The sequence below is a fragment of the Aquimarina sp. AU58 genome (assembly GCF_900312745.1).
Classification (GTDB): domain Bacteria; phylum Bacteroidota; class Bacteroidia; order Flavobacteriales; family Flavobacteriaceae; genus Aquimarina; species Aquimarina spinulae.
This window is the reverse complement of the sequence record NZ_OMPD01000014.1, coordinates 1,261,796-1,278,157: the sequence shown is the minus strand read 5'-3', so window position 1 is coordinate 1,278,157 and position 16,362 is coordinate 1,261,796. Positions and strand designations below refer to the sequence as shown.

Below are 16,362 nucleotides of genomic sequence, written 5' to 3'. Positions count from 1 at the left end.
TAAATACTAAAAAAATGAATCTAGGTCTAACTCATAAAAATGCATTAGTTTGTGGGAGTACTCAAGGTATAGGAAAAGCATCTGCTAAACAATTGGCCGAATTAGGAGCTAATGTTACCTTAGTTGCCAGGAATGAAGAAAAACTTCAACACGTTCTAACAGAATTAGCAACAGATCAAGGGCAATCACATACTTATATCGTAGCAGATTTTGAGAATCCAGAAAGCCTACAGCAAAAAATTTCTGCTACAGGGCAAGCTTTTCATATTTTAGTAAATAACACAGGAGGGCCTGCCGGGGGGCCAGTGTTTAATGCCTCTCTGGAAGAATTCGAACGCGCCTTTACCCAACACTTGAAATGTAATCATATCCTGGCACAAACTGTAGTACCGGGAATGAAGAAAGAAGGGTACGGAAGAATAATCAATATTATTTCAACTTCTGTAAAACAACCATTGAATGGACTAGGTGTTTCTAATACCATTCGTGGTGCAGTAGCAAACTGGTCAAAAACATTAGCTAATGAACTTGGCGTATTTGGAATTACTGTAAACAATGTGTTGCCCGGTGCTACGGCGACAGAACGACTAAATGAAATCATTAATAACAAAGCAACAAAACTAGGAAAATCAATAGAAGAAGCTTCTGATGCTATGAAAAATGAAGTGCCGGCAAAACGATTTGCCAAACCGCAGGAAATAGCTTATGCTATAGCATTTTTGGCATCTGAAGCTGCATCTTATATCAACGGAATAAACCTTCCCGTTGATGGAGGAAGAACAAAGTCTTTATAGTTAACTATTTGTTATTACAAAATAACAATCAAAATAATTAAATTTAATACAAAATACTAATCAATAGTGTAGATTATAATGATAGTATTTATGCTATAGAATAAACAATACATCTAAATTAAAACAAGCATATGAGCAATCTAGTTTCACCATTAAATTTTAAAGCCTGGATAGACGAACATCGCCATTTACTAAAACCTCCTGTTGGTAATAAATGTGTATGGAAAGACGGAGATTTTATTGTAATGGTTGTTGGGGGACCTAATAATAGAAAGGACTATCATTATAATGAAACACCAGAGTTTTTCTATCAGGTAGAAGGAGATATGATATTAAAAATAATAGATAATGGCGAACCTAAAGATGTTCATATCAAAGAAGGTGATATTTATCTATTACCCCCCAAAGTCCCTCATTCTCCACAACGAGGAGCAAACACAGTAGGTTTGGTAATTGAATATCCTCGAGAAGAAAAAATGCTAGATGCTTTGGAGTGGTATTGTGAAAACTGTAATACCCAACTATATAGAGAAAAATTTGCGTTGGATAATATAGAAACTGATATGCCTATAATTTTTGATACATATTATAGTGATAAGACAAAATGCACTTGTTCTAATTGTGGAAGTGTAATGGATGCTCCAAAAAAGAAAAAACAATAACCTAATTAAAAAGATCCCTGTACAAACAACAGGGATAACATCTATAATGAAAAGAAAACTTCGCATAAACGGTCATTCACATTTACTGCCATACCCAGAAGAGATTCCTCAGTTTATGAAAGACAAAGAGATTTTTTGGGTAGATGATGAGCGTAAATACATGTTACAAAAAGGGTGGAAACGCCCGGTTACTCATTCTAGTTTTTTCTTAGATGAAAAATTAGAGTGGATGGAGCATAACAAAATTGATCATGCAGTAGTACTAAACCTTTCTCAATTATATGGTAACGGTTTACGTCTAGAGGAAATGAAACATGCATTACGATTTCAAAATGATTTTAATGCCCACGTACAACAAGATCACCCAGATAAGTTCTCTTGTGGTTTTGTTATACACCCCGGATTCATTAACGGAGCACTATGGGAAATGGAGCGTTGTGTAGAAGAATTAGGAATGCATGTACTATGCTTACCTACTCACTTTATGGATTCTATTGGACAGTGGCGATGTATTTTTGATGAAGAAAATGATCCGATTTTTGAACTAGCAGACAAATATAAATTAGCTATAGAAGTTCACCCTTATGATGGTGATAAAATGATCAAATTAGAAAATGTTTCCTGGCGTTTTCATTTGGTATGGATGCTTGCACAATGTGGTGACGCTTATCATTTTTATACTCTTAACGGAATGCAAAGTCGCTATCCCAATATAAGAACTTGCTTCGCTCATGGAGGACAATTAGCACAAATGAATCTAGGAAGACGTATTCAAGGATTTGACGGAAGGCCAGACTTGTTTGAGGGGAAACAACATCCTCGAAAAGCTGTAGGACATCCTAACATCTATTTTGACACCCTAGTACATGACACAGATTCATTAAAACTAACTGTAGATCGACAAGGCAGTAATCAAGTAATTATGGGACTAGATGACCCTTACCCATTGGGAGAAATGGAAAGTGCACCTCAATCATCCTATCCTGGGAAAATTCTGGATTTAGCACTGGATCGTAATATTATAACTACAGAAGAATATGATGATATCTGGGAAGATAATGTTCTACGTTGGTTATTTGGTGATAATGAAAAAGCAAAACAAGATTTAATTGATAAAATTTTAGGTAAAGAAAAAGTTCATTAGGAACAAAAATCGTTATAAAACATTCTATTTTTATATCTAAAAACCAATATAATCATGCATTTTATTCCTGAAGAACTGGATACATATGTAGTAAATCACACCCAAAAAGAGCCTGAATTACTACAACAATTAAATCGTGAAACATATCAAAAAATATTACAACCCAGAATGCTTAGTGGTGCTTATCAAGGGCGTGTTTTAAGCATGTTAGCTAAACTTATTCACCCAAAAAACATACTGGAAATAGGAACGTATACAGGGTATTCTGCCATATGCCTTGCCGAAGGGATTCAAAAAGATGGAGAATTACACACCATTGACATTAATGAGGAGTTAGAAGACTTTCAAAGAAAATATTTTGACCTTTCTGATCATGGAAAACAAATTCATCAACATATTGGTGATGCTACCGAAATTATTCCAAATCTGGATATGAAATTTGATCTGGTGTTTATAGATGCTGATAAACCTAATTATCCTACTTATTTTGAATTGATTATTAATAAAATGAATCCTGGAGGTGTAATTTTATCTGACAATGTATTATGGAATGGTAAAGTAATCGAAAAAGTTGAAGAAGAGGATGTTTCTACCAAAGCTCTTTTGGAATACAATACGCTTTTGATCGAAGATAAACGAATAGAAACTGTATTATTACCTATTAGAGATGGGTTAACCATTAGTAGAGTACTATAACTTTTACAAAAACACAAGGCTGTGACATCTAAATACCACAGCCTTATGTTTTATATTTCATCTGTTTTATTGAACCGCTTTTAATGCATCAATATTACCATAACCAAATTTACTATTACGATTAGGGTAAAACTCTCCTGCTTTCTTTAGTTTATCCAGCACTTGAGCTCTAGTCATATTAGGATTACGAGCCCATACCAAAGCAGCAATTCCTGCTGTGGTAGCCGTTGCGACAGAAGATCCTCCTACATAAGTTTGTATTCCTGTATTAAACCCTAATACGGGTACATTTCTATTAGAGTTTCCTGCTCTCTCCATCACAATAGTAAAATCGATTTTACTACCATCATGACAGATATTACAACGATTATATCCATTATCTTTTATACCTGTAACCGCAACAGTCTCTGACATACTTGCTGGAAAAATAACACCATACCAATTTGTAAACGAAGTCGATGTACCTCCCGCAGCGATTATCATTTTCCCTTTCCCATATGCATATTTTACGGCATCTTTTACATTACCAATAGACCAGGGATACCCAATAGACATCGAGATAATCTTAACATCTCCTCTATTTCCTAATGCTTTTAATGCATTACTTACTCCTTTACGCTCATGATAATCATTTAGTACAACATCCTCTGTTCCTCTATAAGCAACCAAATTACAGTTATACGCTACTCCTACTGGCATAAAATCGTCATTACGGGGTGATGCAATTGCTGATGCCATAGAAGTACCATGCCCACACTTATCATTTGGGCCATCTAAGTTATTAGACCACCACCACGGAGAGTCGATAAAAGTACCAAATCGTTGTACAAACCTTCCATTAGAAGCCCCATCATTAAATCCACTACCCAATAAATTCTGACTTGCAGAAATTCCGGTATCAATCAAACCAACAGTTATACCTGCCCCAGTACTATAATTCCAAGCCTGTGGTACTTTATGAATATCAAAATTCCAAGGTAATCGTGCATTAGGTGAAATTACTCTATAATCCCCGCTATTTATAGATTGTCCACTTTTACTACATCCCGCAGATTTCTGTTGGTTTGAATTATCTTCTTGTAGGTAAAAACCATAACCAATTGGATCTAAATAACGAATTTGATCTGCCTTTTGTAAAGCTTTTACGGTCTCTAAACTAGTAACTTTCACATCCGTTACATTAAGTATTTCATCGGCAGATATTACAGAATTAGACTTACTTGCTCCTTCTTTAGACTGTATAATATTATATACATTTTCTCTAGCATCATTTAGTCTTGATGATCTTTGGATAGAGAAACTTTCTCCTTTTTCTCCAAAACCAACACTTAACACTTCTCCACCGTGCACTACAGCGCTCCATAATACCACAGAAGGTGCTTTCATCCAGTTTACATCACCATTTTGTTTTAATTCGCCTTCGATATATCTATTAACTTGTGATACAGAAAGTAATTTTTGAGATTCAGAAATTTCCGAATTTGGTTCTACAATTTCATTAGGATTTTCTTTAGAGCAAGAAAATACAAGAATTAGTCCTAAAGTTAGAAGAGTAATCTTTTTCATTTTTAGAATAAGTTTTTAAGAGTTTGTGTGTAAAAGTCAATAAATGACAATCTCGCAAAAATTGCGAATAATTATCATTTTAATAATTTCATAGCTAATGTATTAAATTATATTCAAATATTTTACAATTAAATTATCATATATTCATAAAAAACACCAATATTATGCTTGCATAGGACTAAAAAATACTACTAAAGCCTTGTAAAAAGCCAGTGTTCACGGGGAGTTTAATCGTTTGTTATTAAAAATGAAAATGTTTCAAAAAAATATTCATTTTTTTGAATATTAATCAGAATTTACAAGGAGAAATAAACAAAAAAACAAGTTTATGAAAGGATATTGTAATTTAGAATTTGCGTTTTATTGGACCAGTAACTTTATCAATATCATCTTTGACCTGGTCGATCTCCTTTTTTATATCAGATGTAATAGAAGTAGGAATATCGATATCAATACCATGTTTTTCTGCACTTTTGGTAATTTCGGTTTTGATATCATTGGTTGCATCTTTAACGATACGCATTCCTTTACCCAATCCTCGTGCAATCTCAGGAATCTTATCTGCTCCAAAAACCATAACCAATATAAAAACAATAAAGGCAATTTCGGTTCCGCTAATAAATAAAGGTAGAGTTGTCATAACAATGCAAATATAATCAATATTGTGTAAAAAAGCCATCCCGAAAAGACTTCCGGGACGGCTTTTATTTATCTTTTGTAAAACAACAGATTACTGCCCTTTTACTTTGTTTTTAAATTGCTCAAATTTCCCTAGCTTCTTTCTTTGAGGCCAACTATTATTTGAGGTGTCAATATCTGCCGTCTCTTGTTTAGGATCAACTACTATCTTAGAAATTGCTTTCTCAGAAGCTACAGCTCTTTTTACCTCAACATCATTTTTCCTCCATATTTCTGCAGGATATGTTATTGTCTCTGTTGTTCCATCTTCATAGGTATATTCTACGATCAATGGCATTACAAGTCCACCTGGTTTTTCAAAGGTAATCTCATAGAAAAACTTAGGTTGTTTAAGTTTTTCACGCTCTTTAACAGAAAAATTATCCATTAGATATGCTTTTAATGTTTTAGCATCACTAATAATATTTCCATTCTTTTTAATTGTTTCATATTCTTCGCTTCCCTCTTTAACCATATATACAAGCGGCCCAAGGTCTTCCACTTTAGCACCTACAGATGCTGCATATTCTTTTACTCTTTTATTTGGTTCTTTAGAAACTACAAATTTCTTCACTTCTTTCACTCCAATGTCGGTATAATCTGTAGTATAGAACCATCCTCTCCAAAACCAATCTAGATCAAAAGCAGAAGCATCTTCCATAGTTCTAAAAAAGTCTTCTGGTGTTGGGTGTTTAAACATCCATCGCTGAGAATATGTTCTAAATGAATAATCAAAAAGATCTCTTCCCATTACAGTTTCTCTTAGAATATTTAAGCCTGTCGCTGGTTTTGAGTATGCATTAGGTCCGAATTGGTGAATATTATTAGATTGAGACATAATTGGAGACAGGAAATTTTGATTTCCACTCATATAGGGTATAATCTTTTTTGCTGGTCCACGACGAGATGGATATTTTTTATCATTCCCTAATGCCTTTGGATACCATTCTCCAAAATCTTGTTCTGCCACATATTGCACAAAAGTATTAAGACCTTCATCCATCCAGGTCCATTGGCGTTCATCACTATTCACAATCATCGGGAAAAAGTTATGGCCTACTTCGTGGATAATTACACTCATCATTCCATATTTTACACGATCGCTATAGCTCCCATCAGGTTTTGGTCTTCCGTAATTCCAGCAAATCATAGGGTATTCCATACCTTGATTTTTTGCATGTACAGAGATGGCTTTGTGATATGGGTAATCGAAGGTCATTCGACTATACGATTTTAATGTACTGGCTACTACTTTTGTAGACCAATCTTCCCAAAGAGGATTTCCTTCTTTTGGGTACATCGATACTGCCATTATATCTTTCCCTCCTATTTTAACAGCCATCATGTCCCAAATAAACCTTCTGGAAGTAGCAAAACCAAAGTCACGTACATTTTCGGCTTTTAGTTTCCATGTTTTCTTTTTTTCTGAAAATGTTTTTTCTTTTGCTATAGCCTCCTTTTGGGTTACAATAACAACTGGCTCATTATATGATTTCTTTGCTGCTTCATAGCGGCTCATCATGTCTTTTGTAAATACTTCTTTTCTATTTACTAATACTCCGGTTCCGTCTAAAATATGATCTGCAGGAACAGTAATATTTACTTCGAAGTTACCAAATGGTAATGCAAACTCTCCTCTACCCCAAAACTGGTGATTTTGCCACCCTTCAACATCGTTATACACTGCCATACGGGGATAAAACTGAGCGATAACATACGCTCTATTTCCATCCTCAAACTCTTCATATCCAGATCTACCTCTACCATTTACATGATCATTAATATTGTACCACCAATCAATTGAGAATACAAATTTCTCGCCAGATGCCAAATCTTTAGGCATCTCTACACGCATCATAGTTCTATTGATTGTATATTTAAGTGGATTTCCACTACTATCCTTTACTGCAGTAATATTAAATCCACCGTCAAAAGGTTCTGCAAGATATTTATTTAAAAAACCTCCTGGTGTTGTTGCAGGGTCAATTCCATTTGATTGAATTAATGGAGTTTTAGAGTCTTTAGCTCGCATATTCTGATCCAGTTGTACCCAAAGGAATTCTAAATCATCAGGAGAATTGTTAGTATATGTAATGGTTTCTTTTCCTGATAGTTTTTTGTTTTTATCATCAAGTTCAATATCCATCTTATAATCAGCCTGTTGCTGGTAATAAGCCGGACCCGGGGCTCCAGAACCTGTTCTGTACATGTTGGGAGTTGCAAACTCGTCGTACATTTGTTTGAATTTGTTCTGATTAGTATGCCCTAATTCACGAACATTTTTAGCCTCTTCTTGATTTTGAGCATATGAAATACCCGATATCAAAAAAGTCACCGAAAGGACTAAAAGTATCTTTTTCATTGTAATGGTTTTGAATTTAATGTTATGATTTCGCAAAGTAATTGTTTTTTAAAAGTTTAGTGATTTATTCACTAAACTTTAACATCCCCAAAGCTTTTTCTTTTTCAAGTATAAGGCTTTTGCGTTGATTTCCTTTTTTAACGTGAACAATATTCTGTTGTTCTTCAAAAAGATCCATCAAAACTTGATTTGTGATTTCTATAGTATTTAAAGAAGTAATATTTTCTATTTCTAAATAACAAATGATAAGATCATCTTCATACTCTTTTCCTAAAAATGTAAAAGAAACTTCTTCTCCATTCACTACAAATTGTAGTTTCTGACCAAGATATGTTGCTAAATTTTTATCTACTCTCAGGCTTTCTTCATCTTTATCTAAATTAGTAGACTCATCATATCGTACTTTTAGAAGTTCTTCTATGTCATCAACAAAAACTCTGGATACAATTTGTAACGACTGTTGTTTTGCATTATAATCTACCTGAGTTACACTTACATAAAACTTATGCGCAGTTGTAAAAGAACTTAGTGAAACAGACACTACAAAAAGAAAGAGCAGTAAGGTTTTGTTCATCATCTAAAATTTGTAAAGCGTTAAATGTAATTAATTTTAATGGTATGCATTAAAAAATTATGCCAAACTTCTTACCATTAGAAACAAAGAGTTAAAATCTATTCTCTTGTTAGTAAAATTTAACTATCTGCAGCAATATATTCATTGTTTGTTTACCACAAACTCTTTTCGTTTATCTGAGAATATTTTTAATACCACATTGTGATTTTCTTTGCCAAATTCATATTGAATATCACTGGTTTGAATACATAATAATAAAAAGTCATATATTTTCTCTTCGGGGAGGTTGTATACTGTAGACAAAAATTGTTTACCATAAAAATCCTGAATAGCCTCTAAACTATTATTTTCTTTATCTAATTTTCTTGTTGTTTTTAAGGTTTTATAATATCCTGATAAATTTTTATAAGTTGCTTCTATATCTAGTCTAAATCCTATGCCATAAAACATAATAGCTTTATGCATTGGCACAATTTCCTCCATCTGAACTCCATCATAAACAGGTATTCCAACATCTTCGGGGCTAAACAATTCTTCTGTCTTTATATCCTTAATATCAGTATTTAAATTACCTGATAATTGTACCCCTACAATTACTTCATCTAATTCGTTAAGGTTTTCTTTTAGCGTAACATTAAATTCTTTATTGTCATACATATCTTTATTTACCACAATAACCTTTAGATTATATTGAACAGATGAAATAACAACTATATCTCCAATAGTTGCTTCTATGAAGAAAACTCCCTCTTTGTTTGTAATCGTAAATAGATTGACTGTTTTATTAATGATATGAATTCCTTCTGAACTATCATTTTCTATTACTCCTTTTATCATTTTTCTTTGACAGAAAACCGAAAGAAAGAAAAAATGAAATAAAATTATAGTTACGTATTTTTTCTGCACCTATGCTTGTTAAAATTCATTATTAAAGACAAATCGTATCCAATCATGTTGCATTCATATAATTTTTTAGAAATCAAACTTTAGGCCATAACAAAAAGTAACTAATCCAGCTTTTTGTGTTCTTTATAAGATTTTGCCTTTGTCTGAAAAAACTCTACAAGTGTTAACCTTTTAGAGTTTTCAAGAAGGTTTTTAAAATATTCATCCTTGGCACAGTAATACATAAAATCGGTTATCAAATCTTCTGGTAATTGTAGTGCTTCTACAAAGAAGGTAGTATTAAAAGTCGTTTCTCCTCTTTGTACTATTGCATCAAGATCTTCTAATGCTTTAATTCTCTTTAGTTTTTTTAATTTTCCGCTTAGATAATTAATGGGTCTATCAATTATCCCACTTCTTGCTGTATAGATTCTTCTTTCGGCTTTTGTTGGCTGTGGTTTATCGCTAAACGGAAGACCCAATGTCCTGTTATCTACAAAAGGTTGTAACTCTACGATACCTACATCTTTATCGAGGTTACCCGAAAGCTCTGTAGTGCTTATCCTCACTTGTTCTAATTGTTGTACTATGGGATATAGTACAATTGTAATCTTTTTATCCTGAAGCTGATCTTGCTTAACTACAATTGATCGTATTTGATATTGAACAGAAGAAAAAACAATCGAATCTCCTGGACTTGCAGGTATTTCAAAAAAACCCTGCTCATCATTTGTTGTACCAATTTCTTTAGTAAAATTTACAATATTAATGGCGTACCCTTGTAGGGAATCGGCAACGATTTTTCCTTGAAGTTTTTCAGATTGACCAAAAGTTTGTAGTGAAATAAGTAGAGGTAGAAATAGTAGTAATCTTATCATATAAATATCATCAGAAATGATCTTTATACAATACCACTACATAAAGATCTTCTCTACCAAAGACGATATAACTAACATAGAATTACAAAAGCTCCTTTTTGCCCTACCTTATTTCTTATGATAAAGCTTACTTTGATATGCCAAAAACTGTAAAAGATCGAGTTCTTTTCCTGATTCAAAATACTTTGCATTTAAGCCATTTTCTTCAGCAAAAAAGATGAAATCATTAATCTGATCTATTTCTAATGCCAGATAATCTTTAAAAAACTCATCATTATACAAATCTCTAACCCTAACATCAATATCTGAAGAGTACTTTTTCTTTTTAGAAGTTTTCTTAGTATTATAAAACAATTTAAAAAGGTTAACAAAATTAAGCCCATTAATCATTCTATCTTCTAAGAACACTTTATTTTCTAATGGAGACAACTCATCTGGCCTAAAATCATAATCGGTATCATTAATTCTCGAAGACGTCTCTTCTGCTACATCTCCTATCCCACTTTGACTAAATCCTATTTTTTTTACATCTACAGACACATTACCAGCTAAGTCATATGGGGTTACCACAACTTCTTCTAGTTGGTTTACAGATTCGTTAAGAAAAATATTTAATCTCTTAGTATCTACTATTCCTTTATCTACCAGTATCACAAAGTTCTGATATTGCATTGCCACAACTTCAATCCGATCATTAATACCAGCACCTATTTTAAACTTTCCATCCTTGGTAGTAATTGTACCTTTATTCGTACTTCGGTTATAAACCACTACACCTTCTACATCATCTCCAATGGGCGCACTTATTTTTCCATGAATTATAACTCTTGAAGTAATTTGGGCTATGGATGTACTAACTATAAAGCAAACAAAAAGAACAGATAATTTTATCTTCATAATAAACGAGGTTAATTTTATTTTTTAAGATACTACATTTTTTTATTTTCACAGAAGATTTCCGGATAAGAAAACGTTAAACTACTTTTATAAAAAAAATCTAATGGCAAACTGTATTATTGCAAGTACATCTACACTTCACGGAAGTGAACCCTTGGCATATTTACAAGACACTTTAATCGACTTATACTCAGGTATTGAGGAAATACTTTTTATACCTTATGCTCGTCCGGGCGGAATTTCTCATGACGAATACACCATAGGTATCAATAATATTTTTAAAAAAATAAATAAAAGAATAGTTAGCATACATATGTTTTCAGATCCTATAGAAGCTATTAAAAACGCCAAAGGTATCTATACCGGAGGCGGAAATACATTTCTATTGGTGGATCAATTATACCGAAATGGAGTTATAGAACCATTAAAAGAAGCCGTTCTTTCTGGAGTACCTTATCTGGGAACAAGTGCAGGAAGTAATATTTGTGGTCTTACTATGAAAACTACAAATGATATGCCTATTGTATACCCTCCAAACTTTGCAACATTAGGTATCGTACCATTTAATATTAATCCACATTATCTTGATCCTGACCCTAATTCGACACATAAAGGAGAAACCCGAGAAACTCGAATTAAAGAATTTCATAATCTAAATCCGCAACCCGTGGTAGGTTTAAGAGAAGGAAGTTGGTTAAAAGTTTATGACAATAAAATAACTCTGGAAGGAAATTTAAGTGCTAGAATTTTTGAAAAAGACAAAGACCCCTACGAAGTAGAAACGGGTAGCTCATTATCTGGATTAAATTAAAAATTATACTGTGGATTATCAACAAATACTTAACGAGATAAGATCAGAACTACCGTCGATACATTATACTGGAAAAGTAGCTTCATATATTCCTGAATTAGCAAAAATTGAGCCTAAAAAATTCGGGATGCACCTGTATTGCATTAATTCTGGTCATTATAACTTTGGAGATAATGGTGAACGATTTTCTATTCAAAGTATATCAAAAGTATTTGCTTTAACTATGGCCATGTCATTATTAGATGATGAATTATTTAAACGTGTGGATGTAGAGCCCTCTGGAGACCCTTTTAACTCTTTGGTACAATTAGAATATGAAAATGGGGTTCCCAGGAATCCATTTATAAATGCGGGTGCCTTAGTAATTTGTGATGTTTTAATATCTCAATTAAAAGACCCTAAAAAAGATTTTCTCGATTTCATACATAAAATCACTGGCTGTACAGATATTGATATCAACCCAAAAGTTTTTCAATCCGAAAAAAAACATAGTTACCGCAATGCAGCAGTATTAAATTTAATGAAATCTTTTGGCAATATTAAAAATGATATTGAAACCGTCCTTGATTTCTATATCTACCAGTGTTCTATTGAAATGTCTTGTAAAGAACTATCAACTGCATTTATGATATACGCCAACGGCGGAAAACGATTATTTGACAAAGAACAAATATTATCATCCAGAAAGGTGAAACGTATTAATGCAATAATGCAGACGTGTGGTTTTTATGATGAAGCAGGTGAGTTTAGTTATAGAGTAGGTTTACCCGGAAAAAGTGGTGTTGGCGGAGGAATTGTAGCAGTACACCCTGGGCAGTATACCGTAACGGTATGGAGCCCTCCATTAAACCCCAAAGGAAACTCAGAACTAGGGATGCTTGCTTTAGAACGATTAACTACTTTGACAGGGTTATCTATATTTTAAGATTATAATCTTCTAATAATAAAACTCTGTAAAGTACATTTTAAATAACTACAAAACACCTGATAAAACATGCAGTATAAAAAGGCTCTATAAAAAACATTTTTTTTACTTCTAATCTTAAAAAACTATGGGTTTAATTTACTTTCTGCCCATTTCAAATTATTCTTTGCTAATTGATAATCAGGATTTATTTCTAAAGCTTTTTTACATGCTTTAATAGCTTCTTCATGTTGTTTAAGAGCATTATAAGATGAACATATATTATTATACGCTACCACACTATTAGGCACTATTTCTAACAATTCTTCACTAACCTCAATACACTTATCGAAATACCCCAATTTGTAATAATTATAGCTAAGATTAAGGTATTCTTCTGAGGTTAGTTTTCGATTTTCTCTTCTATCAATACCTTTAAAAGATACACTAAGATTATTTATTGTTAATGATGTTTTAGGTTTGATCAACAACGATTTTTCACAAGCTATTTTAGCTTCATCATACATCAACAAATTATTATACGCAGAGCATAAATTATTATATGCAATACTATTATTGGGATCTAATGATACTGCTTTTTTTGAAGCCTCTATACTTTTTAAATAATTAGCCTTATTATAATACAATAAGCTTAATTGAATATATTGGTTTACAGAAGGAGCATTACTTAAGCTTTTTTCAATTTTTAGAATGTCTTCATCTACACTATAGCTATTTTTTATAATAAAACAAATCGGTGCACCATCTATTTTAATTTCATGTACAGTATTTTCTGGAGACCAATTTGCACTTTTTATATCTTTTTTATACTTCCCTTCTGCCAACATAACGATAGAATAGTCCCAATCCGGAGAATCTCGTCTTGTTAGAGCATATTCTAAATTTGGGCTTTTATCGAGATGATATGTTACTTTAGTTTGGCTGCCATAATACATTCGTATCCTAGGAGGATTATCTTTATCTCCAACATTTTTTTCTAACCAATCTAAAGCTGGTTTAATAGCAACACCATAATAATCTATCTCATAATCTCCATACGCTCCTCCTACACCACCAATAATCGGGCTAAAATATAATGCTTGCATTGGGTGATATTGTACCATAAACCGTAATGGTTGCAATAACAACAAGAAAAGAATTCCATAGATTGCTAGCTTTACATTTTTTATTTTTATCAATTGAATTAATCTACTCCATGATAATGCACTTAGCACAACGATGGGCAGTACTGAAAACATAAATTGCCTTGAACCATCATGACTATTGGGCTTACCAAAAATAACGAGTAACATAGGAAATACAGTAGTAAACAACACTATAGATATATATAGTATATTCTTATTGGTATTCTTATAATAAAGTAAGGGTATCAGAAAAAAACCAATAAATGCATGTAATGGCATTGTAATAATAAACAAGTTTTTAATTGCAAAATACCAGGGCACATTAAAACTACTCTGCCAATTCCCTTCAAATATTTGTAAGTTTTCAAAACCTCTAAACTCGCTCGTTTTAAATAACATTTCGAAAGGAACTTTTATAGGGTTGGTTTGTGCATATGGCCAAAAAATGCTCACTGCCAAATACGCAAGCACACATATTCCAACAGATTTACCAGCTAATAGCAAAGTATCTTTTACTATAATTTTTTTGAAATTTGATTTATAATTCTCAAGTAACCACCATAGTAAAACTGCCAATAAAACATACCCAATAACAATTAGGCCAATTATTCTAATATTAATTAGAATGGAGATATTGAGGATTAATAAAAAAGATCTTTTAATAGATATTCTAGGAAGTTCTTTTAATAGCTTGATAATATGAAACAAAGAAAACATATAAAATGCAGCAGCAGGAATGTCTTTTGGATTATTCATCGAATATCCAAACATTACAGGAGTTAACACTACAAATAATAATGTAAACAACCCAACTTTCCAACCTCCTAATTCTTTTCCTAATAGACCACAAAACAAAAAGAGTAAAAAACCAAAAATAGAATTTAAAAAATTTTTAAATTCATATACTCCTATAAAGCTAAAAAATTGATGTAAAAAATTAGATAATAAATCAAAAAAACCTCCAAAACCATTCATCCCATGATGCTCACTATCAATATTTTTGTTGACATCATAATAATTTCCTTGATCATTAATTGGGCTTAAAGTTGCAATTTCATCTATTCCTTTAAAGTAATTAAGAATTCGAGTTCCATGATCTTGATGAATTTTAGTATCCTCTAAAGGTCCATAATCTTGACTCAAAAAAGCCATCGTGTAACCTATTAAAACTGCAACTACAATAAATCCATTACGATAAATGATTTTTGGAACAAAATTCAATTTCATAGAGATTGGTTTTTTTGAAAAAAACTTTTTATCAAATTAATAATTTTGTTTTGATCTTCCATATGTAAATCATAAAACAATGGCAATCTTAATAATTGATTTGCAAAAGTATCGCAATTCTTAAGTTCTACATTTGTGTTTTTTTCGATATAGAAAGGGCTTTTATGAAGTGACACATAATGAAAAACAGAAAAAACATCATTATCTTTTAAAAACGATATTAATTGACTTCTTTCTTCTATGTTTTTACAAACTAAATAAAAGAGATGGCCATTTGAAGTAGCATAACTAGGGATTTCAGGCAATTTTAATAAACCTTCACTCTCAAGCTGTTTTAAGTCATTATAATAATTATTCCATAAAATCTTTCGTCTAGATTGAATTTTTTGCAGGTTTTCTAATTGTGCAAACAAAAAAGCAGCAGTAACATCTGAAGGTAAAAAAGAAGAACCTACATCAACCCAAGAATATTTATCTACCTCTCCTCTAAAAAAAGCAGAGCGATTCGTGCCTTTTTCCCAAATAATCTCTGCTCTCTTATCGAAGCGCTCATCATTAATAACCAACATCCCTCCTTCTCCCGAAATTATATTTTTGGTTTCATGAAAAGAAAACGTAGCTAAATGGCCAATACTACCCAAAGGTTTATCTTTATAATACGAATCTATGGCCTGTGCTGCATCTTCTATTACAAATAAATTATTTTCATTTGCAAAGTCCATAATTAAATCCATATCACAAGCGACTCCTGCATAATGAACAACTACAATAGCTTTCGTTTTAGGAGTAATTAGCTTTTTTAAAGAATTGGCATCAATATTTGGATTATTAGTATAACTATCTGCAAAAACAATTTTGGCGCCACGTAAAACAAAAGCGTTAGCAGTAGACACAAATGTATAGGAAGGCATAATTACCTCATCACCAGGTTTGATATCAATCAAAATTGCAGCCATCTCTAAAGCATCAGTACAAGAAGAGGTTAGCAAACAATTCCTAAAACCAACCGTTTTTTTAAAGAAATTATGACATTTTTGAGTGTAATATCCATTACCTGAGATTTTACCTCGATTTACTGCATCCTTGATATAATACAATTCATCACCAGTCATGTAAGGTTTGTTAAAAGGTATCATAGC

15 protein-coding genes are annotated in these 16,362 nt (G+C 32.3%); 6 read left to right on the top strand and 9 right to left on the bottom strand.

The window, feature by feature from the left end; genetic code table 11:
• The first annotated feature begins 14 nt into the window (after window positions 1-14).
• From DK441_RS16870 to DK441_RS16855, 4 genes are all read left to right on the top strand, one after another.
• Window positions 15-794, top strand: coding sequence for an SDR family oxidoreductase (locus DK441_RS16870; protein WP_109851736.1), 780 nt, complete (start codon window positions 15-17; stop codon window positions 792-794).
• 131 nt (window positions 795-925) lie between these two features.
• Window positions 926-1,456, top strand: a complete 531-nt coding sequence (locus tag DK441_RS16865) for a 3-hydroxyanthranilate 3,4-dioxygenase (protein ID WP_109851735.1) — start codon at window positions 926-928, stop codon at window positions 1,454-1,456.
• A gap of 46 nt (window positions 1,457-1,502) precedes the next feature.
• Window positions 1,503-2,600, top strand: a complete 1,098-nt coding sequence (locus DK441_RS16860; RefSeq protein ID WP_200822861.1) for an amidohydrolase family protein — start codon at window positions 1,503-1,505, stop codon at window positions 2,598-2,600.
• A gap of 54 nt (window positions 2,601-2,654) precedes the next feature.
• Window positions 2,655-3,296, top strand: a complete 642-nt coding sequence (locus DK441_RS16855) for an O-methyltransferase (protein ID WP_109851734.1) — start codon at window positions 2,655-2,657, stop codon at window positions 3,294-3,296.
• 66 nt (window positions 3,297-3,362) lie between these two features.
• On the opposite strand, the gene DK441_RS16850 is transcribed toward DK441_RS16855, so the two are convergent.
• The 7 genes from DK441_RS16850 to DK441_RS16820 form a co-directional block, all read right to left on the bottom strand.
• Window positions 3,363-4,862: a S8/S53 family peptidase gene (locus tag DK441_RS16850; RefSeq protein ID WP_109851733.1), complete on the bottom strand. Its 1,500-nt coding sequence runs from the start codon at window positions 4,860-4,862 to the stop codon at window positions 3,363-3,365.
• A gap of 346 nt (window positions 4,863-5,208) precedes the next feature.
• Window positions 5,209-5,502, bottom strand: a complete 294-nt coding sequence (locus DK441_RS16845) for a twin-arginine translocase TatA/TatE family subunit (RefSeq protein WP_109851732.1) — start codon at window positions 5,500-5,502, stop codon at window positions 5,209-5,211.
• A 90-nt stretch (window positions 5,503-5,592) separates the two neighbouring features.
• On the bottom strand, window positions 5,593-7,902 hold the full coding sequence (locus DK441_RS16840; RefSeq protein ID WP_109851731.1) for a M1 family metallopeptidase: 2,310 nt from the start codon (window positions 7,900-7,902) through the stop codon (window positions 5,593-5,595).
• A 64-nt stretch (window positions 7,903-7,966) separates the two neighbouring features.
• On the bottom strand, window positions 7,967-8,479 hold the full coding sequence (locus tag DK441_RS16835; protein ID WP_231389068.1) for a DUF6702 family protein: 513 nt from the start codon (window positions 8,477-8,479) through the stop codon (window positions 7,967-7,969).
• Window positions 8,480-8,617: 138 nt separating this feature from the next.
• A complete protein-coding gene (locus DK441_RS16830) occupies window positions 8,618-9,313 on the bottom strand; it encodes a hypothetical protein (RefSeq protein WP_109851730.1) in 696 nt (231 codons plus the stop codon).
• 170 nt (window positions 9,314-9,483) lie between these two features.
• The gene (locus DK441_RS16825; protein WP_109851729.1) at window positions 9,484-10,239 is read right to left on the bottom strand and encodes a hypothetical protein; all 756 of its coding nucleotides are present in this window, start codon (window positions 10,237-10,239) and stop codon (window positions 9,484-9,486) included.
• Window positions 10,240-10,347: 108 nt separating this feature from the next.
• Window positions 10,348-11,136, bottom strand: a complete 789-nt coding sequence (locus tag DK441_RS16820) for a carboxypeptidase-like regulatory domain-containing protein (protein WP_109851728.1) — start codon at window positions 11,134-11,136, stop codon at window positions 10,348-10,350.
• Between the two features lie 103 nt (window positions 11,137-11,239).
• Between DK441_RS16820 and pepE the strand changes: the two genes are divergently transcribed.
• Both pepE and DK441_RS16810 read left to right on the top strand, forming a co-directional pair.
• A complete protein-coding gene (gene pepE / locus DK441_RS16815) occupies window positions 11,240-11,947 on the top strand; it encodes a dipeptidase PepE (protein WP_109851727.1) in 708 nt (235 codons plus the stop codon).
• Window positions 11,948-11,957: 10 nt separating this feature from the next.
• Entirely contained in the window at window positions 11,958-12,872 is a 915-nt protein-coding gene (locus tag DK441_RS16810; RefSeq protein WP_109851726.1) for a glutaminase, read from the top strand.
• A gap of 125 nt (window positions 12,873-12,997) precedes the next feature.
• Here DK441_RS16810 and DK441_RS16805 read toward each other — a convergent pair whose 3' ends face one another.
• Together DK441_RS16805 and rffA are read right to left on the bottom strand one after the other, a co-directional pair.
• On the bottom strand, window positions 12,998-15,223 hold the full coding sequence (locus DK441_RS16805; RefSeq protein ID WP_109851725.1) for a tetratricopeptide repeat protein: 2,226 nt from the start codon (window positions 15,221-15,223) through the stop codon (window positions 12,998-13,000).
• On the bottom strand, window positions 15,220-16,359 hold the full coding sequence (gene rffA, locus DK441_RS16800; RefSeq protein ID WP_109851724.1) for a dTDP-4-amino-4,6-dideoxygalactose transaminase: 1,140 nt from the start codon (window positions 16,357-16,359) through the stop codon (window positions 15,220-15,222). Before rffA ends, DK441_RS16805 begins: the two co-directional genes overlap by 4 nt.
• Window positions 16,360-16,362: the final 3 nt, after the last annotated feature.

Bases quoted from the DNA above. Each gene is read 5' to 3' on its own strand.
- DK441_RS16850 (WP_109851733.1), bottom strand. From the start codon at position 4,862: ATGAAAAAGATTACTCTTCTAACTTTAGGACTAATTCTTGTATTTTCT.
- DK441_RS16845 (WP_109851732.1), bottom strand. From the start codon at position 5,502: ATGACAACTCTACCTTTATTTATTAGCGGAACCGAAATTGCCTTTATT.
- DK441_RS16865 (WP_109851735.1), top strand. From the start codon at position 926: ATGAGCAATCTAGTTTCACCATTAAATTTTAAAGCCTGGATAGACGAA.
- DK441_RS16860 (WP_200822861.1), top strand. From the start codon at position 1,503: ATGAAAAGAAAACTTCGCATAAACGGTCATTCACATTTACTGCCATAC.
- rffA (WP_109851724.1), bottom strand. From the start codon at position 16,359: ATGATACCTTTTAACAAACCTTACATGACTGGTGATGAATTGTATTAT.
- DK441_RS16805 (WP_109851725.1), bottom strand. From the start codon at position 15,223: ATGAAATTGAATTTTGTTCCAAAAATCATTTATCGTAATGGATTTATT.
- pepE (WP_109851727.1), top strand. From the start codon at position 11,240: ATGGCAAACTGTATTATTGCAAGTACATCTACACTTCACGGAAGTGAA.
- DK441_RS16830 (WP_109851730.1), bottom strand. From the start codon at position 9,313: ATGATAAAAGGAGTAATAGAAAATGATAGTTCAGAAGGAATTCATATC.
- DK441_RS16840 (WP_109851731.1), bottom strand. From the start codon at position 7,902: ATGAAAAAGATACTTTTAGTCCTTTCGGTGACTTTTTTGATATCGGGT.
- DK441_RS16825 (WP_109851729.1), bottom strand. From the start codon at position 10,239: ATGATAAGATTACTACTATTTCTACCTCTACTTATTTCACTACAAACT.
- DK441_RS16835 (WP_231389068.1), bottom strand. From the start codon at position 8,479: ATGATGAACAAAACCTTACTGCTCTTTCTTTTTGTAGTGTCTGTTTCA.
- DK441_RS16820 (WP_109851728.1), bottom strand. From the start codon at position 11,136: ATGAAGATAAAATTATCTGTTCTTTTTGTTTGCTTTATAGTTAGTACA.
- DK441_RS16870 (WP_109851736.1), top strand. From the start codon at position 15: ATGAATCTAGGTCTAACTCATAAAAATGCATTAGTTTGTGGGAGTACT.
- DK441_RS16855 (WP_109851734.1), top strand. From the start codon at position 2,655: ATGCATTTTATTCCTGAAGAACTGGATACATATGTAGTAAATCACACC.